The organism is Kineosporia rhizophila, assembly GCF_021277265.1.
GTDB lineage: Bacteria > Actinomycetota > Actinomycetes > Actinomycetales > Kineosporiaceae > Kineosporia > Kineosporia rhizophila.
Map to the genome: position 1 here is coordinate 1 of NZ_JAJSOH010000052.1, position 23,935 is coordinate 23,935.

General features: G+C 67.0%; 29 protein-coding genes and 1 riboswitch. Of the genes, 11 read left to right on the forward strand and 18 right to left on the reverse strand.

Translation table 11 applies throughout. The features are described 5' to 3' along the window. A partial coding sequence (locus LWF15_RS38015) for an SDR family NAD(P)-dependent oxidoreductase (RefSeq protein ID WP_332879961.1) occupies positions 1-143 on the reverse strand: 143 nt, incomplete at its 3' end. A 186-nt stretch (positions 144-329) separates the two neighbouring features. On the opposite strand from LWF15_RS38015, the gene LWF15_RS34785 reads away from it, so the two are divergent. From LWF15_RS34785 to LWF15_RS34795, 3 genes are read left to right on the forward strand one after another with little or no spacing between them, the layout of a single operon-like run. After that, positions 330-1,763, forward strand: a complete 1,434-nt coding sequence (locus tag LWF15_RS34785; protein ID WP_232815264.1) for an aldehyde dehydrogenase family protein — start codon at positions 330-332, stop codon at positions 1,761-1,763. Between the two features lie 7 nt (positions 1,764-1,770). After that, on the forward strand, positions 1,771-2,613 hold the full coding sequence (locus tag LWF15_RS34790; RefSeq protein ID WP_232815265.1) for a hypothetical protein: 843 nt from the start codon (positions 1,771-1,773) through the stop codon (positions 2,611-2,613). Continuing rightward, positions 2,552-2,893 (forward strand): YybH family protein, encoded by a 342-nt coding sequence (locus LWF15_RS34795; protein ID WP_232815266.1) that lies wholly within the window; start codon positions 2,552-2,554, stop codon positions 2,891-2,893. The genes LWF15_RS34790 and LWF15_RS34795 overlap by 62 nt, the downstream gene beginning before the upstream one ends. 395 nt (positions 2,894-3,288) lie before the next feature. Here LWF15_RS34795 and LWF15_RS34800 read toward each other — a convergent pair whose 3' ends face one another. From LWF15_RS34800 to LWF15_RS34820, 5 genes are read right to left on the reverse strand one after another with little or no spacing between them, the layout of a single operon-like run. Then, entirely contained in the window at positions 3,289-4,131 is an 843-nt protein-coding gene (locus tag LWF15_RS34800; RefSeq protein ID WP_232815267.1) for a carbohydrate ABC transporter permease, read from the reverse strand. Next, positions 4,121-5,059: a carbohydrate ABC transporter permease gene (locus tag LWF15_RS34805; RefSeq protein ID WP_232815268.1), complete on the reverse strand. Its 939-nt coding sequence runs from the start codon at positions 5,057-5,059 to the stop codon at positions 4,121-4,123. The genes LWF15_RS34800 and LWF15_RS34805 overlap by 11 nt, the downstream gene beginning before the upstream one ends. Positions 5,060-5,061: 2 nt before the next feature. Next, on the reverse strand, positions 5,062-6,318 hold the full coding sequence (locus tag LWF15_RS34810; protein ID WP_232815269.1) for an ABC transporter substrate-binding protein: 1,257 nt from the start codon (positions 6,316-6,318) through the stop codon (positions 5,062-5,064). A 34-nt stretch (positions 6,319-6,352) separates the two neighbouring features. Then, positions 6,353-7,948 carry an FAD-dependent oxidoreductase gene (locus tag LWF15_RS34815; protein WP_269811357.1) on the reverse strand — a complete coding sequence of 532 codons (1,596 nt, stop codon included), beginning with the start codon at positions 7,946-7,948 and terminating at the stop codon, positions 6,353-6,355. A 1-nt stretch (position 7,949) separates the two neighbouring features. After that, positions 7,950-9,008, reverse strand: coding sequence for a LacI family DNA-binding transcriptional regulator (locus LWF15_RS34820; RefSeq protein ID WP_232815271.1), 1,059 nt, complete (start codon positions 9,006-9,008; stop codon positions 7,950-7,952). Between the two features lie 212 nt (positions 9,009-9,220). Here LWF15_RS34820 and LWF15_RS34825 point away from each other — a divergent pair, with 212 nt between their 5' ends. The 3 genes from LWF15_RS34825 to LWF15_RS34835 all read left to right on the forward strand — a co-directional run bounded on the left by LWF15_RS34825 (position 9,221) and on the right by LWF15_RS34835 (position 11,949). Further along, positions 9,221-10,246: a glycoside hydrolase family protein gene (locus tag LWF15_RS34825; protein ID WP_232815272.1), complete on the forward strand. Its 1,026-nt coding sequence runs from the start codon at positions 9,221-9,223 to the stop codon at positions 10,244-10,246. Between the two features lie 343 nt (positions 10,247-10,589). After that, positions 10,590-10,991 carry a pentapeptide repeat-containing protein gene (locus tag LWF15_RS34830; protein ID WP_232815273.1) on the forward strand — a complete coding sequence of 134 codons (402 nt, stop codon included), beginning with the start codon at positions 10,590-10,592 and terminating at the stop codon, positions 10,989-10,991. A gap of 247 nt (positions 10,992-11,238) precedes the next feature. After that, positions 11,239-11,330, forward strand: a riboswitch (cyclic di-GMP riboswitch). Positions 11,331-11,340: 10 nt separating this feature from the next. Next, complete coding sequence (locus LWF15_RS34835; RefSeq protein WP_232815274.1) at positions 11,341-11,949, forward strand: hypothetical protein; 609 nt, start codon at positions 11,341-11,343, stop codon at positions 11,947-11,949. 223 nt (positions 11,950-12,172) lie between these two features. On the opposite strand, the gene LWF15_RS34840 is transcribed toward LWF15_RS34835, so the two are convergent. Together LWF15_RS34840 and LWF15_RS38335 are read right to left on the reverse strand one after the other, a co-directional pair. Next, positions 12,173-12,643: a hypothetical protein gene (locus LWF15_RS34840; protein ID WP_232815275.1), complete on the reverse strand. Its 471-nt coding sequence runs from the start codon at positions 12,641-12,643 to the stop codon at positions 12,173-12,175. A 182-nt stretch (positions 12,644-12,825) separates the two neighbouring features. After that, on the reverse strand, positions 12,826-12,990 hold the full coding sequence (locus LWF15_RS38335; protein WP_408624642.1) for a hypothetical protein: 165 nt from the start codon (positions 12,988-12,990) through the stop codon (positions 12,826-12,828). A 136-nt stretch (positions 12,991-13,126) separates the two neighbouring features. On the opposite strand from LWF15_RS38335, the gene LWF15_RS38340 reads away from it, so the two are divergent. After that, positions 13,127-13,462 (forward strand): hypothetical protein, encoded by a 336-nt coding sequence (locus LWF15_RS38340; RefSeq protein ID WP_408624644.1) that lies wholly within the window; start codon positions 13,127-13,129, stop codon positions 13,460-13,462. Here LWF15_RS38340 and LWF15_RS34850 read toward each other — a convergent pair. Both LWF15_RS34850 and LWF15_RS34855 read right to left on the reverse strand, forming a co-directional pair. Then, positions 13,453-13,734 (reverse strand): hypothetical protein, encoded by a 282-nt coding sequence (locus LWF15_RS34850; protein WP_232815277.1) that lies wholly within the window; start codon positions 13,732-13,734, stop codon positions 13,453-13,455. The two genes, LWF15_RS38340 and LWF15_RS34850, sit on opposite strands and share 10 nt — an antisense overlap. Next, positions 13,731-14,036, reverse strand: a complete 306-nt coding sequence (locus LWF15_RS34855) for a hypothetical protein (protein WP_232815278.1) — start codon at positions 14,034-14,036, stop codon at positions 13,731-13,733. Before LWF15_RS34855 ends, LWF15_RS34850 begins: the two co-directional genes overlap by 4 nt. Positions 14,037-14,185: 149 nt before the next feature. Here LWF15_RS34855 and LWF15_RS34860 point away from each other — a divergent pair, with 149 nt between their 5' ends. The 3 genes from LWF15_RS34860 (at position 14,186) to LWF15_RS34870 (ending at position 15,855) form a co-directional block, all read left to right on the forward strand. Next, positions 14,186-14,995 carry a helix-turn-helix domain-containing protein gene (locus LWF15_RS34860; RefSeq protein WP_232815279.1) on the forward strand — a complete coding sequence of 270 codons (810 nt, stop codon included), beginning with the start codon at positions 14,186-14,188 and terminating at the stop codon, positions 14,993-14,995. Then, positions 14,995-15,195 (forward strand): DUF397 domain-containing protein, encoded by a 201-nt coding sequence (locus LWF15_RS34865; protein ID WP_232815280.1) that lies wholly within the window; start codon positions 14,995-14,997, stop codon positions 15,193-15,195. The genes LWF15_RS34860 and LWF15_RS34865 overlap by 1 nt, the downstream gene beginning before the upstream one ends. 180 nt (positions 15,196-15,375) lie before the next feature. Further along, a complete protein-coding gene (locus tag LWF15_RS34870; RefSeq protein WP_232815281.1) occupies positions 15,376-15,855 on the forward strand; it encodes a hypothetical protein in 480 nt (159 codons plus the stop codon). A gap of 47 nt (positions 15,856-15,902) precedes the next feature. On the opposite strand, the gene LWF15_RS34875 is transcribed toward LWF15_RS34870, so the two are convergent. Both LWF15_RS34875 and LWF15_RS34880 read right to left on the reverse strand, forming a co-directional pair. Next, a complete protein-coding gene (locus LWF15_RS34875) occupies positions 15,903-16,658 on the reverse strand; it encodes a hypothetical protein (RefSeq protein ID WP_232815282.1) in 756 nt (251 codons plus the stop codon). A gap of 140 nt (positions 16,659-16,798) precedes the next feature. Further along, a complete protein-coding gene (locus tag LWF15_RS34880) occupies positions 16,799-18,316 on the reverse strand; it encodes a hypothetical protein (protein ID WP_232815283.1) in 1,518 nt (505 codons plus the stop codon). 113 nt (positions 18,317-18,429) lie between these two features. On the opposite strand from LWF15_RS34880, the gene LWF15_RS34885 reads away from it, so the two are divergent. Further along, positions 18,430-18,843 carry a DUF4279 domain-containing protein gene (locus LWF15_RS34885; protein WP_232815284.1) on the forward strand — a complete coding sequence of 138 codons (414 nt, stop codon included), beginning with the start codon at positions 18,430-18,432 and terminating at the stop codon, positions 18,841-18,843. A gap of 301 nt (positions 18,844-19,144) precedes the next feature. Here LWF15_RS34885 and LWF15_RS34890 read toward each other — a convergent pair whose 3' ends face one another. The 6 genes from LWF15_RS34890 to LWF15_RS34915 form a co-directional block, all read right to left on the reverse strand. Further along, positions 19,145-19,711, reverse strand: a complete 567-nt coding sequence (locus LWF15_RS34890) for a hypothetical protein (RefSeq protein WP_232815285.1) — start codon at positions 19,709-19,711, stop codon at positions 19,145-19,147. Between the two features lie 88 nt (positions 19,712-19,799). Continuing rightward, positions 19,800-20,717 (reverse strand): matrixin family metalloprotease, encoded by a 918-nt coding sequence (locus LWF15_RS34895; protein ID WP_232815286.1) that lies wholly within the window; start codon positions 20,715-20,717, stop codon positions 19,800-19,802. Positions 20,718-20,982: 265 nt separating this feature from the next. Then, entirely contained in the window at positions 20,983-21,372 is a 390-nt protein-coding gene (locus LWF15_RS34900) for a DUF6281 family protein (protein WP_232815287.1), read from the reverse strand. A 294-nt stretch (positions 21,373-21,666) separates the two neighbouring features. Next, on the reverse strand, positions 21,667-22,875 hold the full coding sequence (locus LWF15_RS37170) for a Fic family protein (RefSeq protein WP_332879960.1): 1,209 nt from the start codon (positions 22,873-22,875) through the stop codon (positions 21,667-21,669). Positions 22,876-22,917: 42 nt separating this feature from the next. Next, positions 22,918-23,418 carry a type II toxin-antitoxin system VapC family toxin gene (locus LWF15_RS34910; protein ID WP_232815288.1) on the reverse strand — a complete coding sequence of 167 codons (501 nt, stop codon included), beginning with the start codon at positions 23,416-23,418 and terminating at the stop codon, positions 22,918-22,920. After that, positions 23,415-23,657, reverse strand: coding sequence for a type II toxin-antitoxin system Phd/YefM family antitoxin (locus LWF15_RS34915; protein ID WP_232815293.1), 243 nt, complete (start codon positions 23,655-23,657; stop codon positions 23,415-23,417). Before LWF15_RS34915 ends, LWF15_RS34910 begins: the two co-directional genes overlap by 4 nt. Positions 23,658-23,935: the final 278 nt, after the last annotated feature.

A 23,935-nucleotide genomic window follows, 5' to 3' on the forward strand; every position in this document is an offset into this window, starting at 1 on the left:
GACCCCGCAGGGGGGGGGGGGGCGGCGGGCGGGGGGGCCCCCGCCACGACACGGTGCCCGGAACGGGCCAGACGGGCGGCCGTGGCCTGACCGATACCGCTGCTGGCGCCGGTGACCAGGACGATCTTGGACTGCGTGCTCATGGGAACGGATCCTTCGTGCCGGGAACGGTTGGGGACTGACAGCAGTCCAGCCCATCCGCCCCGGCTGAGGGAGGCTGCCGCTGCCTGGGTGCCGCACACCCAGGCAGCGGCAACCTCCCACCCGCACGTCCACACGCTCAGGATCAATCTCAGAAGTTCTGGTCCCCAGAGAAATGGTGAAGAAACATGCCCATGCGAACCACGAGTGCTCTGACCATGACCGTGGCAGGAACCGCCGCGCAGACCCTCGCGACGTTCGAGGTGACGGACCCCGCGACCGGGCGCACCGCGGGCCTGGCGCCGGACGCCACTCGTGAGCAACTCGACGACGCGGTGGCCTCGGCCCGGGCGGCTCAGCCGGGCTGGGCCGCCCTGAGCCTGCCACAGCGACGCACCTATCTGGAGGCGATGGCCGACGCCATCGACGACAGCGCCGGCGAACTGGCCGAGCTCGTGACGGCCGAGCAGGGCAAGCCCCTGCCGCTCGCCCTCGCCGAGGTGGCCGGCCTGAGCCTGTGGCTGCGCCGCACGGCGCCCCTGGACCTGCCCGAGACGGTGAACCAGGACGATGCCGAGCGGCTGTCCGTGACGCGTCGTCTGCCCCTGGGCGTGGTCGCGGCCATCACCCCCTGGAACTACCCCCTGGGGCAGCTGTCGTTCAAGCTGGGCCCGGCCCTGCTCGCGGGCAACACGGTCGTCATCAAACCTTCCGGATTCACGCCCCTGTCCTCGCTGCGGCTGGGCGAGATCCTGAGGGACGTCGTACCGGCCGGGGTGGTCAGCGTGATCACCGGTCGCGGCGGCCTGGGCGCCTGGGTCAGCACGCACCCGGGCTTCGACAAGATCAGCTTCACCGGCTCGACCGCCACCGGCCGTGACGTCATGTCCGGGGCCGGAGCCACGCTCACCCGGGTCACGCTGGAACTGGGAGGCAACGACCCCGCGATCGTGCTGCCGGACGCCGGCCCCGATGAGGTGTCGGAGAAACTGTTCTGGGCGGCGTTCAGCAACGCCGGGCAGATCTGCCTGGCCAGCAAGCGCATCTACGTGCACGCCGACATCTACGAGCAGGTCGCCGAGCGCCTGGTACGACTGGCCGATCAGGTGAGCGTGGGCGACGGGCGCACCGAGGGCGTCCAGATCGGCCCGGTCTCCAACCGCCGTCAGTACGACACCGTGCTCGACCTGCTTCGCGACAGCCTGGAGCAGGGCCACGACATCCTCACCGGGGGCCTGCCCGGCCCCGAACTCATAGCCCAGGGTGGCCTGTTCATCCGCCCCACGATCATCGGCAACCCTCCCGAGAGCGCCCGGATCGTGCAGGAGGAGCAGTTCGGGCCGGTGCTGCCGCTGCTGAGGTACACCGACGTGGACGAGGTGATCGCCCTGGCCAACGCCGGTGAGTACGGCCTGGGCGCATCGGTGTGGTCCGCCGACACCGACGCGGCCCTGGCGGTGGCCCGCCGCATCACCTCCGGCACGGTCTGGGTCAACGAAGTCATGCACCTGTCCCCCCTGGTGCCCTTCGGCGGGCTGGGACAGTCCGGGATCGGGGTCGAGAGCGGCTCGGCCGGTCTCCTGGAGTTCACCGAGCGCCAGACCATCACGCTCAAGCGGTGACCCGCTCATGCCCCTGGCCGGAGAGCTCATCAGCGACTGGACCACGCGCAACCTGGCTCACGCCGTGCGAGCAGCCCTTCCCCAGGCCGACCTGCCCCACCTCAGGACGGCCGCAGGGAGCCTGGAATCTCTGTCGCTGCGGGCACGTTCGGATCTCCTGCGCGACGCCCTGCTGGCGGACGTACCCGGCGGATACCAGGAGATGGCCACCACGGTGCGGGCGGCCCGGGACCGCGCGAGGGTCTTCGAGGGATGGATGATCTGGCCGGTCACGACGGCCCTGGCCGCGCGGGCGGTGGACGACGGCGGGCCCGCGGCCTTCGACGACGCCATGCGGCTACTGGCCGAGCTCACCACCCTGCTGACCTCGGAGTTCGCCCTGCGCATGCTCCTGCGGCACGACCTGGACCGGGCCCTGGCCATCGTTCAGGACTGGACAGTCTCCCCCGACGCCGACGTGAGGCGGCTGGCGTCGGAGGGCACACGCCCCTCGCTGCCAGGGGCCTTGCGAGTCCCTCAGATCACGGGCAGGCCCGGGATCACCGTGCCCGTGCTCGAGGCCCTCTACCGCGACCCGAGCCAGTACGTGAGGCGCTCGGTGGCCAGCCACCTCAACGACCTCAGCCGGGACGCGCCCTCTCTCGGCGTGGCCACCGTCCGCCGGTGGCTGCAGGATCCGCAACCGAGCACCGCCGGGGTCGTTCAACGGTCCCTGCGCACGCTGGTCAAGAAGGGCGACCCCGAAGCGCTGCGGCTGCAGCGCCACAGCTCACCGAAAGGACAACGAAATGACGCTCCAAAAGCAGGAAAGCACAGTCCGCGAGTGGATTGCAGCGCTCAACAGCCATGACTCCCAGCTCGTTCTCCGGTTCTTCGCTGAGGAGGCGGTGCTGTACGAACCCTCCGTCGGAAGGCGTTTCGAGGGCCTGAACGGCATCGAGGACTACTACCGGGACTACTTCATCGGCTACCGCACCCAGACCCAGCTGGTCGGCGTCACCCCGACACCCGATACCCTCCATGTCCAGGTCCACTTCACCGGGGACTTCCCGGGCGGCCAGACCGGCGGGATCTTTGACATCTCGTTCACAGGTCGCCGGATCTCGTTCATCCACGCCGATCTCGCCTGATCCCGACCTTGGCGGCGCGGGCCGGCAGCCTCGTTGTTGCTGCGGATCATGTCCGTGATGGTGGCACTCTGATGAACGCGGCCTCCACCAAGGCGGGAACGCTCACGGTCACGGTGCGCGGCGGGCGGGACAAGAAGCTGCGTACCACCGGCCTGACACTGCAGGTCCCCGACCGGGAGCCCGGACGACAGCGACGAGGACTCGACCCCGACGCCAACCCCCACGGCCTGACCCAAGGCGCCGACCATCGTCCATCGGTGGTCGACGTTCCCTTTCTGCCCCGGTCAGCCGAAGAGCGCGGCGGGAATGTCGGCGTAGAACAGAGCCGGGCCGCCGGAGAGCGAGGCCTTGACGTTGGCGGTCGGCGCGTCACCGATCAGGCGTGTGCGCCCCGCTCACCCCTTCAGGCCGGTGTGGGCCAGTCCCTCGACGAACTGCCGCTGTGCGATGACGAAGACCACCAGGACCGGCAGGGCGGTGAGGGTCGCGGCGGAGAGCTGGGTGCCCCAGGACGGCCCGCCGTAAGCGTCGGTGAACTGGGTCAGAGCCTGCGGCAACGTGAAGTTCTCCGGCGTGGACAGGAACACGATCGGCTCCAGGTACAGGTTCCAGGAATGCAGGAAGGTGAAGATCGCGACCGCGCCCAGGGCCGGCCGGGACAGCGGCAGCACGATCCGCCAGAAGATCGCGAACCGGCCCAGTCCGTCGATCCGCCCGGCCTCCTCCAGTTCGTGCGGCAGCGCGATGAAGAACTGCCGCATGATGAACGTGGCCAGCACACTGGGCGCGCCGAAGACCGGCACCAGGATCAGCGGCCAGTGGGTGTCGATCATGCCCCAGCGGTTGAACATCTGGAACAACGGCACGATGGTCACCTCGCTCGGGATCAGCAGCCCGGTCAGGACCACGACGAACATGGCGTTCTGGCCGCGGAAGCGGATCCGGGCGAAGGCGTACCCGGCCGCCGAGGAGACCGCCAGCGTCCCCACCGTGCACACCAGGGCGATGTACATGCTGTTGAGGTACTGGCGGGCGAAGGGCTGGGCCTCGAACACGGTGCGGTAGGAGTCCAGGCTGAAGCTGGTCGGCAGCAGCGACGGCGGGAACGCCAGGATCTCGCTGACCGGTTTCACCGAACTGGTGACCATCCACCAGGTGGGGAACACGAACGGCACGGCGAGCAGGCAGAGCAGGCCGTAGACCCACACCTTCGCCCGGGGGGACAGTTCAGGACTCATGGAAGACCCACTTCCTGCGCATCTGCCACTGCACGATCGTCAGAGCCAGCACGATGACGAAGAGCAGGAGCGACAGTGTGGCGCCGTAGCCGAGATGGTGGAACTGGAAGGCCTGCTGATACAGGTAGTACACGAGCACGGTGGTGGAACTGCCCGGCCCGCCCTGGGTGAGCACGGCGATCTGGGCGAACACCTGCAGCGAGCCGACCACCGTGATGATCGAGGTGAGCAGGATGGTCGGGCTGATCATCGGCACGGTGATGCTGCGGAACGAACGCCAGCGGCTCGCCCCATCCACCCGCGCCGCCTCGTACAGGTCTCCCGGAACCCCTTGCAGGGCAGCCAGGAAGAGCACCATGTTCAGCCCGACGTTCTTGATCACCTGCACCACCACGACCGAGGCCATCGCGGTCGCGTCCCCGCGCAGCCAGTTCGGCCCGTCCACCCCGACCCCGTCCAGCAGGCCGTTGATGCCGCCGTTGTCCTGTAGCAGGAAGCCCCACACGATGGTCCAGGCGATCATCGAGACCACCACCGGTGAGAAGAACAGCGTCCGGAAGACCACCGTGCCGCGCAGCCTCTGGTTCAGCAGCACGGCCAGCAGCAGGGCCAGCGACAGGTTCAGCACCAGCAGCCCGGCCGAGAACACGGCCGTGGCCACGAGCACCTTGGGCAGATTCGGGTCGTCCGCCAGTTGCCGGTAGTTCTCGCTGCCGGTCCAGGTGAACTCTCCGGCCAGGACGTTCCACTCGTGCAGGCTGTACCAGCCCACCAGGACCAGCGGCACCAGGACAAAGACCACGGTCCCGGCCACCTGCGGTGCGATGAACAGCCACCCGGCGAGGTTCTCGCGTCGGTTGATCGTCCAGAAAATGCTTTTGGACGTCGGTGCTGGGGATTGCTGGGGACGTTCGGTCAGGAGGGTCATCCCTAACCCGCCAACAGCGGGCTGATCTGGGAACAGACGCCGTCCAGCACGCTCTTGACGTCGGCGTCCGGCGTCCACAGCGGGTCCAGCGCGCTGCGCACGGTCTGGGCGATCTGGGCCGCGTCGGTGTGGCTGGGCTTGACCACCCCGTCCTCGATCCCCTCGACCACCACCGACTGCAACTGCTGCGGCGACAGCAGCGGGTTGCTCTCGGCCATCGTCTCGGCCGAGAGCTGGCTGCCCCGGGCCGGCGGGAAGAACTTCGCCAGCTTGGCCGAGTTCTCGGGATTGGTGAAGTAGGCCAGGAACTCGGCCGCCGCCTGGGTGTTCTCGCCCTGCTTCAGCACGCCCAGCCCGGCCTGGCCGACCACCGAGTACTCGCCGGCGGGCCCGGCCGGCAGCGGCACCAGGTCCCACTCGAACGTTCCCTCCTCCAGCAGCGAGGCCCGGGAGATCTGGGTGATCGTCATGGCCGCGTCACCGGCGAAGAAGTCCGCGGTGGTGCCCGGACCGGGCACCGCTTGGTCCTCGAAGACGGCCTCGTGCAGGGCGCTCATCGCCTCCACCATCGGGGCCTGGTTGAACTCGCAGGTCTTTCCGTCCTCGCTCCAGGCCCGGGCGCCCCAGCCGGTCCAGACCGTGGCCAGGTTGCCCCAGTTCTTGAAGTCGAAGTCCCGCACCACGATCCCGGCCTTGCCGGTCTCCTTCTGCACGGCCGCCCCGGCCGCGAAAGCCTGCTCCCAGGTCCAGTCCTCGCCTGGCACCGGCTGTCCCGCCTCCTTCAGCAGGTCGGTGTTGACGAAGACGCCGAACGGGGAGGTGGAGAACGGGTACGCGTACAGCTCCCCCGAGTTCCTCCACAGCGCGGTGGCCGACTCGCTCAGGTCGTCCAGCTCGTAACCCTCGGTCTTCTCAAGCGTCTCGGTCAGCGGGAGCATCGCCCCGGACTGGACGAAGTCGGGGGCCGACTCCTCCAGCACCCAGGCCAGGTCGGGCCCGTTGCCCCCGGCGATCTGGGTGGTCAGGGTGGTGGTGTAGTTCTCGAACGGGATGGGGTCGAACTTCACCGAGACGTCCGGGTGGCTCTGGCGGTAGCCGGCGGCGATCTCCTCGAACAGGGCCAGGTGCTCCTCGTTCGCGGTCCAGATCGTCATCCGCAGGTTCGCCGGGCCGTCGGAGGCGGCCGGCTCGTCACTTCCACAGGCGCTCAGAACCGTTGCACCGGCGAGGATCCCGGCCAGGACGATACGCGTTCTCATCATGCACTCCTTTGTCATGACTGCGTCAACTGGGTCAGTAGCCCGAGACGTCGGGCCAGTGCCGCTCCACCCCGGCCGCGTCCAGGCGGGCCTGGAAGGCGGTCAGCTGGGCGGGGGTGTTGCGCACGGCCCGGGGCGAGGTGTCGTGGTCCAGGCAGAAGGCGGCCAGGTGCCCCGCGACCTCGCCGATGTTCCACTCCACCGGGTGCAGCCGGTAAGCGCCGTTGGTGATGTGGGTGGTGCCGATGTTCTTGCCGGCCGGCAGCAGGTTCTGCATCCGGACCGGGATCAGCGCCCCCAGAGGGATCTGGAAGGGGCAGCAGCCGACGTCGATGTAGGTGTCGCCGCCTGTGGAAGGGTGAAGGTCGATCCGGTACATCCCCACGCCCACCGTGTCCTGGTACTCCACGGCCCCCTTGTCCCCGCGGACGCTGAGCGCCAGATCCTGCTCCACCACGGTGTACTCGGCCCGGATCCGGCGGGACTCGCGGATGTAGGGTGCCATCGCCAGGCCGTCGCTGCTGCCGGTGACATCGGCGCGCAACCGCAGACCTGCATGCCCGGTGCCGCCGTCGGCGCGCGGCGCCTCGGTCTGCAGCCAGTAGAACATCGAACGGGACAGCTGACGGGCCCGGGCGATGTGCTGCTGCGGATCGGCCACGTCGATCACCGGGCTCAGCCAGTAGTCGATCATCGGCCAGTTCACCAGGCAGATGTCGCTGGCGTAGGCGCCGGGGGTGAACATCCGGCGGGCCGCGATCCGACGGAAGGTCCACAGATTCTGGTCGCCGCCGCTGAGCCGCTGATCGGCCACCACCTGCAGCGGGTCGTCGTCCGGATTCGGGGTGAAGTCCCGTGAGCTGCGCCTCAGGGTGCGCGGGTTCGGGGCGTCCAGGGACAGCAGCGGCCCGCCCCAGAACTGCGGAGCGTACGAGCGCCAGAAGTCGTAGCCCTCGGGCTTGTCGATCACCACGTTCCCCGGCACCTCGTCGACCGCGAAACACACCGAGACGGCCTGCATGTTGCCCGGCTGCGCGTCCTCGGGGCCGCTGGGCTCCCCCGTCTCCAGGCGGGACTCGAACCCGGTGACGTACTCGGTGCCGGTCAGCGGCAGCAGGTCGCCGGTCTCGGTGGCGTCCAGGACGTAGTCGGCGCTGATGTCGATGGCCTCGCCGGTGTCCCGGTGCGTCACGGTGACGGCGAGCACCCGGTCACCGTCGGTCTGGGCGGCGGTGGGCCGGTAGGGCTGCAACAGGGTCAGCCGGCCCGAGCCCAGGTACGGGGCCAGCATCTCCTCGATGACCGACACCGCCACCCGCGGCTCATGGCACAGCCGGCTGACGTACCCGGCCCCCGGGTTGAGTTCTACCTGCCTGCGGGCAGCATCGGTGAGGGGGTAGTTGCGGCGGTAGTAGTCGCGGATCCGGTCGCGCAGTTCGCGGTAGGACGCGGTGACGCCGAACCGCTCGACCCAGGTGTGCTCGTCCGGCGGCACGGCCTGGCTGGTCAGCTGACCACCCAGCCAGTCGAACTCCTCGGTCAGTACCACCGCCCGGCCTGAGCGCAGCACCCCCAGGGCTGCGGCGACACCGCCCAGGCCACCACCCACGACCAGCACGTGCGCATGCAGTTCAGGCACCGTTGCCCTGCTTTCTGCTCGTTCTTCTGCGACGTGGCGGAGCCAGCGTGGCTCCCTCCACGAGGGGACAGGGCAGGAGCCGTTGGGGACGCCGGCCCGAACCGTCGATCAGGCCGGTCAGCACCTGTACCGCCTCCCGGCCCATCTGGTGACGGGGGATCTCGAAACCTGTGAACTGCAGGGGCTCTCCCTGCACCGGGCGGGTGGGCTGGCCCAGGGTGAGCACGGACAGGTCGAGTGGCACTGCCAGCCCGCGCCCGGCGGCCAGCCGGGCCAGCGCCACCGCGTCGCTGTACTCCTCCACCAGCACCGCCGTGACGCCTGACGAGGCGATCGACTCCAGCACGGCGGCAAGGTCCGGTCCACGCTCGTGCCGGATCTCGACCCCGGTCGCGGCTGCGCCGGCCTGGAAGCCGCTCATCCGGTCGGCCCAGGACTCCGGCCCGGCGCCCTCGCCGACGTAGGCCATCCGCTCGTGCCCGAGCGCAGCCGCCTGCTGCACCAGTTCGGCCACCGCGGAGGGATAGTCGGCTCCGACGTAGGGAACCGGACCCCCTGCGTCGTCGCGCCGGCCGACCGAGACGAACGGCAGGCCGTCGTGCAGGAGGCGTTGCAGATCTTCGGGGTCCAGTGAGCGGCCGAGCAGGATGCACCCGTCGGCCAGCCGAATCCGGTTGCCCTCGTGGAAGATCCGCCGCCGCCCGTCGACGACCGGGGCGCTGGTCAGCAGCAGCAGGTCGCTGCCCTGGGCCTCGGCCTGCTCCTCGATGCCGACCAGGAACGGGTGATAGAAGTGCGCGCTGCCGACACCGAACACCGGCTCGTAACCGAACACCCCGATGATGCGGTTGTGCTGGGCCGCCAGCCGTCGGGCGATCGGGTCCGCCACGTAGCCGCTGTCCCGGATCGCCTGCAGCACCCGGTCGCGGGTCTCCGGCGCGATCCGCACCTCGCCGTCGGCCCGGCCGTTGAGCACCAGCGAGACGGTGGCCTGACTGACCCCCGTCATCCGGGCGATGTCGCGCTGGGTCAGGCGACGTGTGGAGGCCATCCTGCCCCCTTTCTGTGACTAATGCGCATTAGCAGTGCGCTCTCACAGACTGGACACCCCCGGGGCGAGCCGTCAAGAGTTTGGCCGGATTTGCCGCCGATGAACAAAGAGCTTGATTAATTCGTATTAGCAGCTTGCCGACGACCGTCCCGGACGTCGACGATATGGACTTCCCGCCCGCTGCGTGCGGGCACTCCCAGAGGAGGTCAATGATGACCGGTCTCGATCGCCGCCAGCTCCTGCGCGGCGCCGTCGCGCTCGGCGGCACCGCCGCCGTGGCCGGCCGGGCCCTGCCCACCCAGGCAGCAACGGCCACACCAGCCGCGGGAGCCGCTCCCGCCGGATTCCCCAGCTACGAGTACATCGGGACGCCCTTCACCAAGGCGAACCTGATCTACCCGCCCTCCCGCCAGGAGGTCATCTTCCCCTGCATCCGAGGGGTTTACGACAAGATCGCCAGCCCGCTGGGCCGCTACTACCTCTACTACGCCCCCCACGAGAACCCCGGTGGGATCTGCCTGGCCTACGGCAACACCCTGGACGGGAAGTTCACCGAGTACCCGAACAACCCGATCGTCTCCAACACCTGGCTGCCGCACTACGACACCGTCCCGCACGTCTCCTCCCCGCACGTCACCTGGGACGCCGCCACCCGGCGCTTCCTGTTGTACTTCCACGGCAACAACGCCACCACCCGCCTGGCGACGTCGGCGAACGGTATCGACTTCACCTACCACAGCATCGTTCTCGACACCTCCGACGTACCGGGATCGAGCGAGGCCTCCTACGCCCGGGTCTTCGAGCACACGGTGGCCGGCAAGAACAACAAGTACGTCATGCTCTTCATGGTCAACATCAGCGGGGTGCGGCGGATCTGCTGGGGCTGGTCCGGCGACGGCAGGACCTGGACCCACTCCCCCACCCCACTGATCAACCCCGAGCCCGACGGGGAACCCAATGTCTCCGGCCCCCACCTGCTCAAGCGCAACGGCACCGCCTACGTCGTCTACCACGGCAGCAGCGGGAACATGTACATCACCGACGTCGGCCCGAACTTCGACCGGGAGACCCACCTCGGGGTGTTCCACACCCCACTGGCCACAATCCCCGACCGGGGCCGCTCGGCCGCGCCGTCTTTCGGGACCGACCGCGGAGTCAGCTACATGTTCTACGAGGCCGGCGACCGGCTGAACGCCACCATCGCCGTGGCCCGGGAAGTCAGCGCCGGCACAGCCTGACCTGTGCCGGGTGCCGGTGGCGGCACGGCAGAGCCCACGGACCGATACCGGACCCCCGGAGATCGACCTGGCGCTGTCGCCGGACGAGCCCTACCCGTTCACACCCACCGACCGCCCGGAGGCGTTCCGGCACAACTCACAGAGAAGGGCGGCCTGCGAATCTTGCCCCTGGGCACCCCGCTTTCCTCGAACCCAGAACTTCCAGGATGCGGAACAGGCCGAGGACCCCGCACCACCGCCTACGGTTCCCGGAGCACGGGCCATGATGAACCCGCGTCGAGGGGCGGAGTAGGGTCCGCCCACAGTCAGCCGTTCCACGGCAAGAGGAAGAGATCAGTTGGCAATGTCAGCGGGAACGCGCGAGGCGTTGGCGGGCGCCTTCTACGGCCAGACTTTGCGTCGCCTCAACTTCGACGGCTTGCCATTGCTGTCAGCACGTCTGCCCGACCTCCTCTGGCTGGACCGGTGTTCCTTCGTCGGCACCGATCTGCAGCAGGCCACTCTCGATGGGGGGCACTTCAAGATGTGCGACCTGCGAGGTGCCAATCTGCGGGGCGCTTCCCTGCGTGGCGCCGTCTTCTCGGCGTGTGATCTTCGCCAGGCCGATCTGCGCGGCGCCGACCTGACGCACGTCCGCTTCGGTCGAGTCCTCACCGACAGCGACAACGGTCACACGCTCCTGGCGGGCGCGGTCGCTGATCGCGACGTCGACCTGTCGACGTTCCTCGACGACGAGCAGTCCTAGCTGAACGCCTCGGGACAGGCGTCTCGCACGGTCGATCGGGGGAAGTTCGCGGCGATACGTGGCGGCCGACCGATGACGACGTTCTCCACATCATATACGGATAGGCCGGTGCCCTATCGGACATTTCGATTCACAGTGCCGCTTGCGGCCGCAGCCTCTGACGCCACCCTCGTGGCCGTCACCGGATCGGCGGCTGTCCCGGGCGGCCACGAACACCGCACCATGCTTGAACGCGCAAGCAACGCGTGTCTCGACATGGCAAACCCGGTGCGAGCCGGGGACGCAAAGCCCAGGGACCTCCCCCGCCCCCACGGGAACGGAGGTAGCCCGGTTACCGAAGGACTGATGCATGAACCGCCGATACGCCGCGCTCGCACTCGCCGCCGCCCTGGTCGTACCCGGTGCCGCGGCGAGCGCTGCCTCCGCCTCGGCCCTGTCCGCCTCCTCGGCCGTGAAGTCGGACCGCAACGACGGCCCGAAGCAGGACCGCAGCGGCAAGGACGACAAGAGCACCAAGAACAGCAAGGACGACAAGAGCGGCAAGAAGACCAAGGCCAAGACCGTGATCTACAACGGCACGCTCAGCGCCGTCGACGCGTCAGCCGGCACGCTCACCGTCAAGGTCCGTGGTGGGCGGGACAAGAAGCTGCGCACCACCGGCCTGACCCTGCAGGTCCCCGACAGCGTCAAGATCACCCGCAACGGCAAGAGCGTGAAGCTGGCCGATCTGAAGGTCGGTGACAAGGTCACCGTCCAGACCCGGCAGGCCGCCAAGGTCATCACTCTGGTCCGGGTGACCGCCAAGGGCGTGAAGGCCACCCCGACGCCGGATCCCACCGAGTCGACCGAGCCCACGCCGACCGAGACACCCGAACCCAGCGAGACCCCCGAGCCCGACGCCAGCAGCCCGGACGACAGCGACGACGACTCGACCCCGACGCCCACCCCCACGGCCTGAGCGAAGGCCTGACCCAAGGCGCCGACCATCGTCCACTGGTGGTCGGCGTTCTGGTTTTGCCCCGACCGTCGACGCCGAGTCGCCTGCGCGGTCGTAACGACCTCTGGCTCCTGAACGCCGGCGATCGCGCCTGCGGGTGCCACAACTACCCACGCTGCAGGGGGAAGCGAAACCACATTGAGGACGATTGATGCGGAACCTTTGCATGGAGGTTCCGTTCCGCTCAGCCACCCGCTCCGACGTCGTTGTTCGGGGCGTTGTCGCCGGTGATGTCGCCGCGCTCGACGGTCTCGCCCGGGCGCGCCTCGTCCGCCGGGTAGAGCTCCTCGAACTCCTCGGAGGTGATCGGCCGGGCCTGCTTCGCGGCCGAGCGCACCAGGTCCGGGCCGGCCACGGCGGTCAGCCCGTTCACACGCACCAGCAGGTCGCCGCGCGTCACGGCGTATTCCTGCCGATCCCCGGCGGCCCGCACCCAGCCGTCGCCGTCAGGTGTGCACTGCACCCTCGCGTCTACCGGTTCTGCTCCTGGTACGGGCAGGGCGGCACAGCTCGTCGCGTCGAGCGTGCCGCGCTCGACGGTGAGCCTCAGGTCGTCACCCTTGGTTGAGGCGTAGATCTGCTGGTATCCCGCGTCACCGTAGACCCCGCTACCCCCGGCTGCGGCGGCGTAACCTTCGACCTCGGTCGTGTACATCAGAGCGATGTCGAATCCGGCCGTTCGCCCTGTCTCTCGCTGCTCAGCAGTAGGAGGTGAGCCCTCGTCGGCACAACCCGTCAGGGCCAGGACAAGCCCGGCCAGGACCAAACCACGAGAGTAGATGGCACTTTTCGTCACGATCACGACTCTAGGACCGGCCAGGGAGCACAGCATCCCTCTCAAGAATGACCAGCGCGGGCGGGTTCTGGAACTAAAGACCTATCCCACGCCGCAACCGGGCTGGCCACGTCACGTGCGTCCGCGCTCGGACTGATAGCCGCGACGACCATCGTCCGGCCCAGGGCGGTGTGAACGGCGCCGGCCCAGACCACCAGCAGAACCACCCCAGAAGCGATATCGCGAACGCCCTTGACCTGCGTCAGGGCGCGCGCCCATCACCCAACCGCGCGGCACCAGCCGCGGGCGCCGAGGCGACCGCGCCCACCCCAGCCCGTCCACGAACTCCACCGCCGTCAGCAGATGACGCGCAATCTCCCGAGCCTGCCCATCATCGACCTCATAGTCCCCCAGCGTGATCCGCGGCGGGTATGGCATCACCTCGACCGGCTCGGCCAGCAGATTGAAGTCGACCCGCTGCGCGACCCGGATCAGGACCGTCTCGGTCTCCAGTGCGACCCGCGCGATCGGCCGTTCATGATCGATCGCCTCGGTGTCGACCACTGTGGTGCTCGACCAGAGATGACGGGCATCGTGCTGGATCAGCCGCATGGATTCTCGCCTTTCACCGTGGTTGCGATACAGATTGAGGACGTGTGTCCGCCCGGAAAGCGCTGGCAGCGTCGCGTTCACATGTGACGCGCCAACTGTGCCAGCGCCACCTCGTCCACCACATACGTGCGGTGGCCGTCGATCGTCAGGCGCGCGAAACGTCCATTGGTAGTCCACATCAGGTCGTCCACGACCAGGTCGCCGCCTCTGCGCAGCCAGGTCGCGAACGCGTCGCGGGCCATGACCGCGAGGGTGCGGTTGCCGAACCAGACGGTGACGTCGTCGGTGCGCAGGACCAGCTCCAGAGCCAGGACGCTGGCATCGTCGCTGACCAGGAGGTCCGTGCGGCCGATCCTCATCGCGGCCGCAGCCGTAGTCCCGGGCCGGCGAACCGCAGGCGTTTGCGGAGCTGCCGGCGGGGCGGCTGCCGGTGGGCCAGCACCATCCGCTCCCCCACACGCTCGACCGCCACGACACCCGGCCAGACCAGCAGCAGCCCTTCAAGAATTTCGGGCTGGGCCAGGTGCGGTTCGAAACGGATTGAAACAGCCTCGCTGTCCAGCAGCTTTGCCTCATGGGCCTGGACACCGTGTCGCCGCACGTACACCAGAAGGCTTCGTAACCAGTCCATGTCCCAGGACGGCGGCTCCGATCGCTCCATGGTCAACCCCCGTAAATTGTTCAGCTACAGTCTTTGTCATCGACCTCGTCTGAGGGGAAACGCTTCACCAGGTCCATCGAAAGGGCAACGCTCGGTTTCCGAGCAGGCTCCTTCAGATCGACGATTCACGTAGACACGGGGGTGGCGACGTGCCGGGATCGCAACTGGCCCGCAGCGAGCTGGGCCTGCGGCTGGAGGCCGCGCGCAAGCAGGCAGGCAAGACACAGGCCGACGTGGCCGAGGCCAAACTCTTCGGCCTGACCAAGCTGCGGGAGATCGAACGTGGGATCCAGGGTGATCCTGGGGACGTGTTCTCGCTGTGCCGGTTCTACGAGCTGGACCGGGCCGAGACCGACGAGCTGATCGGGCTCGCGGACATGGCCCGGTCCGAGGCGTTCTGGGAGGACAGCAAGCATGCCGTGCCGGGGTGGCTCGACCTGTATCTCGCGTGCGAGCGACGCTGTTCACGGCTTGCCTACTGGCACCCAGAACTCGTTCCCGGCGTCTTCCAGACGAGCGCCTACGCCGAAGCCGTCATGGATACCGACGGGCCCACCGCCCCAGCCGCGTTGGCCACCCGCCTCAGGCTGCGCAGCGAGCGCCAGACGTCCATGCTCGACCGCACCGATCGCACCGTCGAAGTGATACTCGGCATAGGAACGTTCGAGCTCGAAATCGGCTCAGCCAAGGTTATGGCTGAGCAGAGACGCTTCCTGCACTCCGTCAATGAGCGGCCGGGCATCGACATCCGTGTCATCCCGCGGCGATCCAAGGCTCACGCAGGCTTAGCCGCACGCTTCTCGCTCATGGAGTTCCGTGATGGCGAGCGGCCCTCCGTGGTCTACCTCGAGGCCCTGACCGGTGCCCGCTACCTCGAAGGCCGACGGCACGTCACGGCCTACCATGAGGCGTTCGCGAGACTGCGCGAGCTCAGCGTTCCGATCGAGGAGTTCAAGTAATGAACGAGAGCGGCGGGTGGATCAAAGCCTCGGCCAGCAGCGGCTCGGGTGAGTGCGTCGAGATGCGCAAGGCTGACCAGCAGGTCCAGGTCAGGGACAGCAAGCTCGGAACCTCCAGCCCCATCCACATCCTCAGTCCCGCCGGCTTTGCCACATGGCTCCAGGGAGCCAAGAACGGCGAATACGACTCGCTCCGCTGACCAGGAGACTTCGAGAAGTCCGTCACCTGCCCGGCAACCCCGTTGAGTCACCTGTGCCCCAGCACCGCCTGATGTCAGACCAGCGATCCTGGGGCGCATGCGGGAACGCGGGGCACCTGAACGAGCCAGCTCTTCTCCTCCGGGCCCCCGCCGTAACTTCCTCCAGCCGGGCCCACGGTCGTGAGCATCTCCGACCTCGAGACCGGCCAGCTCCACACCTTCGCCGACTTCGCCGCCGCGGCCGTCCCAAAGAACATCGCTGGCGTCTACACGATCTGGCAAGGCGGCCGCTTCGTCTACGTCGGCATCGGCGGCACCCGCATCCGTTACACCGAGCCCGACGACGAGGCACAGCCGTCCAGACCCGTCGAGGGGCTGCACGGACGGCTGAAGCAGCACCGTAACGGTGACCGCAGCGGCGACAAGTTCTGCATCTACGTCTGCGACCGCTTCGTCCTGCCCTCCCTGACACCCGACGAGATCGAACGCGTCGGCACCGGCGACCTGTCCTTGGACAAGCTCACCCGCGACTGGATCCACGCACACTTGGCCTTCCGATACATCCGTACGCACAGCGGCGACGAGGCGCGGAAGATCGAGAACGAGGTGAAAGCCGGCGCCCTGACTGCCGGAAAGCCGTTCCTCAATCCTTCGCCCTGAACAGATAGCCAGAATGTGCGGCACAGGATCCTCAAACTCCCAGAGCATCAGCGTTCTACTGTGCGGGGTGGACCGGTGAACTGGGCTCTCCACGCCTGTTGCCGGGCCCGTTCAGCCCGTAGCTTCGGCGGCAGATGTTCCACCAGGTTCGCACCGGGCTCATGCGGATGGGGCATCAGTTCGACGAACGAGACCGCAATCGGATTCTCCAGTGGCCCTGGTTCGAAGGCATCATCGACCAGTTCCAGAACCTGCAGCACCTCGTCCAGACGGCCGTCGGCGCACTCGCGGGTGGCCCAGAAAGCGATGCCAGCCAGGAATCCGTGGAGCCTGACGTCCTCGTGATCGCCCCACTCGGTGAGGCCGTCCAGAAGGTCTGCGAGCACGGGGACCCGCGACACCAGGTGCTCGGTGAATGCCTGGTGGTCGGGGTGAGCACGCCACCGGTGGGCCAGCCCGACTGCTTCCCCGAGCGTGAGTCCCAGGGCACCGGCCGGATCCGGGTCTGTCGGCTCGGGCGGCAGGTGGCGGAGAAAGCATTCCTGCAACAGGACGTCCAGTTCTTCGGTGACGCCGTAGTCGTCCTCGATGAGCTCGACGAACGTCACCAGCGGCCGGCGGCCGGTTTCGTCCGGTCGGAACCTGCTGATGAGCTGTTGGCTGTAGGCGGAGAGGAAGGCTTCTGGAGTCGGCTCGCCCAGTCCACGAGCGCGGTGCTGGGCACGTAGCGCTTCGTGCTCGCGCCGCGCGTCCGGAATCCGCTGGAGGACTCTCTGCGCCAGCGCGGTGGCAAGATCGATCACCACCGTAGGCTAACGGTGGCGTTCAGGAGTGCTCCTGACCTTGTCTGGTTGAGGCCGATCGTGGTCTCCAGGTGGTCGATGGTGCACCGTGTGGTCTCGTGCTTGAGAGTTTTCCGGGGCGTGGTTGTCGGTGGGCAGGATCAGGATGGCGGCATCGATTCCCACATGACATTGAGAGGCAGCGAGGGGTTGGCGGCTGCCGCCTCCGCCACTCGTTCGTGGGGGTCGGTGAGTAGTTCTTCGATGATGGGCGGCGGCAGGGCCGCGTGACTGGCGGCTATGGGTCTTGCCTGGGGGTCTGCCAAGCAGGCGAGCAGCGCCGGTACCGACGCATTGCGATGTCGGGCAATCTCGCGAAACGCTTTCTGCACCACTGGCCTGTGTCGGGCAAGGTCTTCCAGTAGTGCCGGTGTTGCGTCGGGATTGGTGGCCACCTTGGCGGCGACTCGAACTCCGTGCCGGTCGACCATGCTGCGCAAGAGGCGTTCCGAGAGGCCCGGGTGAGGAGCGATGGACTTGAGCACCTTGGCATCAGGGTCGGTTGCCAGCGTGTCGCGTAGGGCGGGTGGCAGATCGCGCCGATGGGCTACGAGCGTTCGCACTGCCGGGATCGATGATGCGGCAAGTTCTTCGAGCTCGGCGGGAGATGCTGAGGCGATCCGCGGCAACAGGGTGGAGCTGAGCCGCGTGGCGCTGGCGAGGTGGGTCAGCACGTCGAGCGGGACGACCGGGTTGTGCGCGAGCCTGCGTCGCACTTCGTGTTCGCGGTCGAAAGCCAGGGCGTGGATCAGTTCTCCATCCATCGCCTGTTTCTCGGCGAGACAGGCTCGAACTTCAGGGTGCGGATCTACGACGAGCCGGGCGCAGATTGCCGCGGGCAGGTTGGGGCGACCGGCGAGCAGGCAGCGCAGGTACAGCGAAGGATGGTCGGCGAAATCCGCGAGAGCCTGGTCCGGTGTGCCCGGGTTCTCGATCGCCAGCTGATGCGTCTGCTCCCGGGTGGATTCGTGGGAGCCGTCGCACGAGTCGCCGGGCAGCAGGTCGCAGTCGAGCCGGGGGCACTCGGGATCATGCACGAATGGCGTCTCTTCACGGTCGCAGACCAGGCACCGTTGTGCGGGGGCCATCCCGGCTTCGGTGAGTAGGGCCGCGAGTACGGCCGGCGGTGTCGCTTCGTTGGCCGCTACCGCGCGACGGACCTCAGCGTGCGGGTGCACAGCAAGTCTGGCGGCCGTCTGCGAAGTGGTCCACAGTGCGAGTTCCGCCACGACCCGTACGTCCGAGTCGATGGCCAGCACCTCCACCACATCCGGGGAAAGACCGGGGCAGGCGGCCAGTTCTACGCGGTGCTTGACGTCCGGGGCCCTCGCGAAGGCCTGGGCCCACTCTGACCTCCCCACGCCGTTGGTCAGCAGGGCGAGCGCGACGTAGGGTTGCGTTGTGGGGTCAACGTCGTCGGCGGTGATCCTGCCGGCATGGGCAAGCGAGACAGCGATTTCCTCGGCGCGAGAGGCGAGTGCTATCGCCTGTGCATGACTGAGATCGGGCCGGTGCACGAGGTGCGTAGCGGTCTCGGTATCGGCGACCGCGATCAGGCGGTCGAGGAGCTCGGGCGGCAGGCTGGCGTTGGCAGCAAGTCCGGACAGAACATGGTTCACGGACCCATCCTGCCCGGAACATCGTCGGACGACTCCCGGATTTTTCGGCCGGGGGATGAAGCCCGTGAAAATGTCTGTGCAGCTGCAGATTGAGCTGTGGAACACTGACCGCGGTGAGAAGCATCGTGTCCTTCCGGCTGACCAACGACAGTGGCGGTTCCGCCGCAGCGGTGACTGAGCAGCTGAACCTGACCCCGACGAGTTCCAGCGAAGCAGGCTCGGTGATCTCGTCGCGCACGCCTGAGCGAAAGCGACAACACTCGGTGTGGATTCTCAGCAGCGACTCCGACGAACTGCAGGGAGAAGTGCGCCTGTCAAAGATGCTGGAGCGGCTCCTCGCCCAGCTCGAGCCGGTGGCAGCGACGCTCTGGGAACTGGAACGCGAGGGGTACGAGGCCACCTGGTTCGCGATGCTCGATGTCAAGGACGGAGAGAACGCCACGGAGTTGCACCGCAGCATCCTGCAACGACTGGTCGCGCTGCCCGGTGACCTGTGGCTGGACGTGTACCGCGACGACAGCGACTGATCACGACCGGGTGCTGATCAGTCGTGCCGGCTCCTCGGAATCTCACCGGGGTTCACGATCCAGGCGGGAGAACTTCCCTGCCATCGCACGTTTTGCGCTCGGGGCGCCCTCCTGCCCGGCTCAGCCATTGGCAGGGTAACCTCGACGTACAGACCGTCCTCGACCGTCAGCCTTGCGGAGATGGCGCCCGTCGTGCGCCCTGACGGTAGACCAGGCAATGGTCAGCCCCAACCCGACGGCCCGGTTTGATTGTTGAGATTGTGCCTCGAGGTTGGGGCGTTGGGCGCGCACGGACTCGTCTTCAGGTACGTGGGGTCAACTGCACAGTGAGAACGACGCCCGACGTACTTATCGCGTTCTTTCCCGCCTTCTTCGGTGCCTTGGTGTTAGCGATCGGCTGGAACCGGTAGGTCTTGCCGCCCTTGAGAGCGGGAACAACGAACTGCACCGTCTCGGATGCTTGCTTGGCACTCGGGGTGATGGGGGCAGGAGTCTTCGGACTGGTCACCAGGTCGTCGGAGGCCCCGAGTTTGGTGTCGGCATTGACCTCGACGGTGAACGGGCCGCTGCCCTTGGTGCTGTACCGAAACGACACGGTGACCAACGCATCGTACGTCTTGGCCTGGTCAGGCACGGCCGCCACGAGCGGCTCGACCTCACCGATCCCGCCGGTGACATGTGGATACGGCTTAGTAAAGCGCTCATACGTTGCCTCAGGCCCAGCTACGTAGGTGCGGCTGGCCTGGACAGGGGCGGCCAAGAACACGTTCGGGACAGGCGCACTGCGAACAGCGGCCACGGCCCCGGCGGTACCGCAGCTCACGGCCACCGCTGTAAGGGAGGCGATCAGGGTCGTCTTCCGGTTCATCTGCAGTCTCCCGTTCGGATGAGCGGGTGGCGGGCTTCGTCGAAAGCACGCCACCCGTCAATGCTCCGTGGCCGTCAATGGCTGGTGATCAGTAGATGCTGCGCAGCCCTAGCACGTCCCCCTTGCCCAGGGTGCGGGCCTTCGTTTCACACAGGAAGGAGTTCGTGTACATGGTGAGGTTGTTGTGACCGCTGCCGACGTGGCCCATCCCGAATACGTGACCGGCCTCGTGGGTGCCGACAGAGCGAACATCGTATTTGCTCGAGCAACTGCTGGAAGCGCCGTTGTCGGTGAAGTTCTTGTCCGTGGTGTTGTACCGGACGTCGGACTCGAGCAGGTCGTTCTTGATCCCGGGCGTCGCCACTGACCACCAGCAGGCCTGTGCCACCGTGTCGGACGGCAGATCACCTGCGTCCCAGGTGCTCTGGCCGTCCCTGCTCGTGCAGGAGCCGCTGGCGTTCATGTCTGCCTCGTAGGTGGTGGTCCCCTGGTACTGGGACTTCGCGTCGACCGTGTCTGTGTAGTCGCAGTTGTTGTAGCTCCCGGTGATGTTGTTGATCGCGTCCGCGAACGCGGCCCGGGCCTCGTCCTTGGTCAGGGCACCAGGCATCCCACCATCGCCGACGTACCAGTTGTACGTGCCGTATTCCTTGAGATCATTGGTGCTGTAGGCGCCGTCGGAGCAGGCGCCGGGATCGGCGGCAATACTGATATCACCCCCGCCGGACTGAGGACCGGGTGTCTCTTCGGGATAGTTCACCGTGCCGTCGGCCGCGACCTCGATCTGGAAACCGTCGGACTCACCGTCAGAGATCAGCTCAACCCCTGCCGCCTCACCCGGCGCCGGCACCGTGAGGCCGACATCGCCTTGACGGATCACGAGGCCGACCGCCTCACATTCGATGACCGACGCCCCCTCGGGAAGGTCCTCGACCGTGAGGGTCTCCTCTTCGGACAGGTCGCACTCGTCGACAGTGGGCGCCGCCGCGCTGACCTGCGCAGGCATGACGAGAGCAGTAACAACCAGGGCGAGCGAACCCCCGAGCGTGACCGTGCGTCGGCGTAGCACTCCAGCAGGCTTGAAGACAGACACAGGCAGTACTTCCTTCCTTGGAAGTCGCTCCGGCATAAAGCAATCCATTGCTGCCGGAAGAGGTGGCGAGATCGCGACACCATCTGCCCACGAGATTAGTCAGGTGAACTGATCATGAACACCGCAATGAGAGGAGGGAGAGATAGGCCACAGAAGGTTGCCAAGATGCCACGTTCCGTTACTTAGCCAAGGCTTGGATATCGGCCCAGACCTCTGCAGGCATTTCCTCCTCCGGCACCGCGAAGACCGTGCCGGAGGACTCCTTGGCACCGGAGGCATCCTCATGAACAACGAGGATGGCGTACTGCGGGTCCACCCCGGCGAGCTCGTGCGCATCGAACTTGGTGGTGGAACTGGGTGCCTCTTCCCGGCCAGTGTCGTTGCAGATGTGATCGGTGGCAGTGCCCAGGAGCGGGCCCGGATCATCCGAGGTGGCGGACTGTTCTAGGTACAGGCGATTCCCAAAATCCACTGCTGGGGCGCACGAAGCGCTGCTGTCCGAGCTGGCGCACGCAGTCAAGAGGCCGACGAGAAGGGGGCCTAAAGCGAGGGAGCGCACGATGATCATGAGACTTGGACGTTCAAGCCCCTACGCAGGTTCCCTGAACGTTCCCGCTTCAGTAGCACCCGGCTGGATGGCCTGAGTGCAGCGGGTCACTGCCGCTCGTGCAGAACACGATCCGCGGCCCCAGGATCAGGGAGGCCCGTCCAGTGCTTCGTGATTATGTCTTCCCGGTGACTACGCAGCGTTCCGCAGCACGCAGAGGATGGAAAGCTGATCGAGTCCCTGGGGATTACCTGTCTGTCGAGGTCGCAGGTCAGCGCGTTGACTGCTGATCTGACGCGAGCAGGTGGAAGCGGTTCAGCCCACCTGCCCTCGGCTCGCCCGAGCAGCGAACTCGTCTAACGCCGAGATGATTTCGCCAGCTACCCAGACCCGGTCTCGCTGAGCTGCGCTGGCTGGAGCCAGCACAACTACTTTCACCAGATGGTTGACCGCGTTCAGGGCCGCCGTTCTCGAAACCCCCACAGCCTCCTGTACGAACTGGGCCGTCACCACCGGTTGGCTGACCAGGTGTGGCAGCACGTGCCAAACAGCCGAATCTCTGCGCGCGGTGACCACCTGCGTCCATTGTTCGTAGCAGTCGAGGATGTCGCGATGGAGCCGGCGACCATTGCCGACCGCAGCAAAGGCCGCTTCGGTGAAGCGCTGCACGATGGGGGCCGCATCTCCCGCCCGGAAGGCCGTCAGGGCGTCGAAGTAGGCGGCCGTATCCACCAGCAGGCCCGATGAGACGGGCACCGTCAACCGTCTCGTCGCCCCCGCCCGCTTCAGCATCACATGAACCGGCACACGTCCCACCCGGCCGTTACCGTCGGCGAACGGGTGGATGGTCTCGAACTGGGCGTGGGCGAGCGCGGCGTGCACCAGCACCGGCATGTCGGTGCGCTCGCAGAACTGCATCAGGTCCGACATGGCCGCGGGGAGCCGGTCGTGGTGCGGCGGGATGAACGAGGCGGTGTGCGGACTGAATGGCGAGCCGCCGATCCAGACCTGGGCATCACGAAACCGCCCGGGCTGCGCATCAGCATGCCCGTGCATCAGGACCCGGTGAGCGGCCAACAGCGTCTGTTCGCTGAGATCCTCGGCCATGTCGACAGCGCTGCTCATGGCCTCGACGTTCGCAGCCACCAGGCGGGCGTTCGCTCCAGCCTTTTCCTGCAAGGTGGCCAGGGCCAGAGCTTTGGCTCCGGCGGTGACATTCTCGATCTGCGACGAGGACGCCGATTCGGTTCGCAGCAGCACAGCCGCCAGGGGCACGAACTCGCCGCCGTGGCCTGGCAGGGACAGTTCGGCATCGAAGCGGGCGATCTCCGTCAGAGCGTCGGTGGACTCGGCAATGACGTGGCCGGGCAGCGCAAAGTCGAGATGGGCGATCGCGGCCGGGACGGCGGCTCGGTAGGGACCACGGGAGGCCAGGCGGGCGCGCCTGGACAAGGGCATTCCATTTTCTACCGGCTCCCAGGGGCGTTCCTCATGGCTGACTGCCGGCGAACCCAGCTCATCCACGACGCGCCTCCTCACCCATCACGCTTGGCGTCTTATGCAAGGCTACGGAATTAGACTTGCATAAGAGGCCCGCCTTGTTCCGGCGTCTGAGGGCACCGGGGCCCGGAGTCCAAGACAGGCGACAAACCACCCGGACCCGCCCGCGACCCCCCGGCGACATATCCCCAGGTCGTACATCAGACGGACCTCGTAGTCGGAAAATCGCTTGTCGGCGGTGAGCAGCAGCAGGTCACGCCGCGCGGCCTGAGCGATGAGCATCCGGTCAAACGGATCGTCGTGGTGCCGAGGCAGGGCTCCGGCTGCCAGGCCGTCCTCTACGGTGACCGCCAGCTCGGTAATGCCTTCGTCATCCAGTTCTTCGCGCAACCCCTCCGGCATGTCCAGCTTGCCAAGTGCCGACTTGATCGACATCTCCCAGGCCGAGGCGGCCGATACGAAGACTTCACGATCCGGCTCCGCTATGACCTTGCGCATTGCCGCAGGTAGGCGCTCGTTGTCAGTGAGCCACCACAGAAGAATGTGGGTATCGAGCAGAAGACTCACTGTTGCCCCGGCTCAATGTCGTCATGGAAGGCCGCCATGACTTCAGGGGGCATCTCGTCGAAGTCCTCAGAAATCACTACGCGCCCTTTCCAGGCCCCCGGCCGACGAGTGCCGCGAGGCCGAACCGGAACCAGGCGGGCGACAGGTTTCCCCGCTCGGGCAATGATCACGTCTTCCCCCCTCTCGACAGCTTCCAGAAGCCGGGACAGATGTGTCTTGGCTTCATGAATATTCACCATCTGGGCCACCATCAAAGCTTATGAACTAAGTCTGACTAAGTCCAGCATACCGAGCGCATCACTCCCCGAAGGGTCGCTTCCCCAGATGGCGAAGTGCGGCTCGGGAGGTCTCCTGCAGCCCTGGCAAGCGCGCCTCCAAGCAGGACCCGTATCGGCTATTCCGATACGTGAACGAGGATCCCCATTTGACCTGCTCGTGTCAACTCGTCCACTGCGAAGACCCTCTCGGCGCCTACATCAACCTCCCGGTGCGGTTGATCATGACGGCCGATCACGAA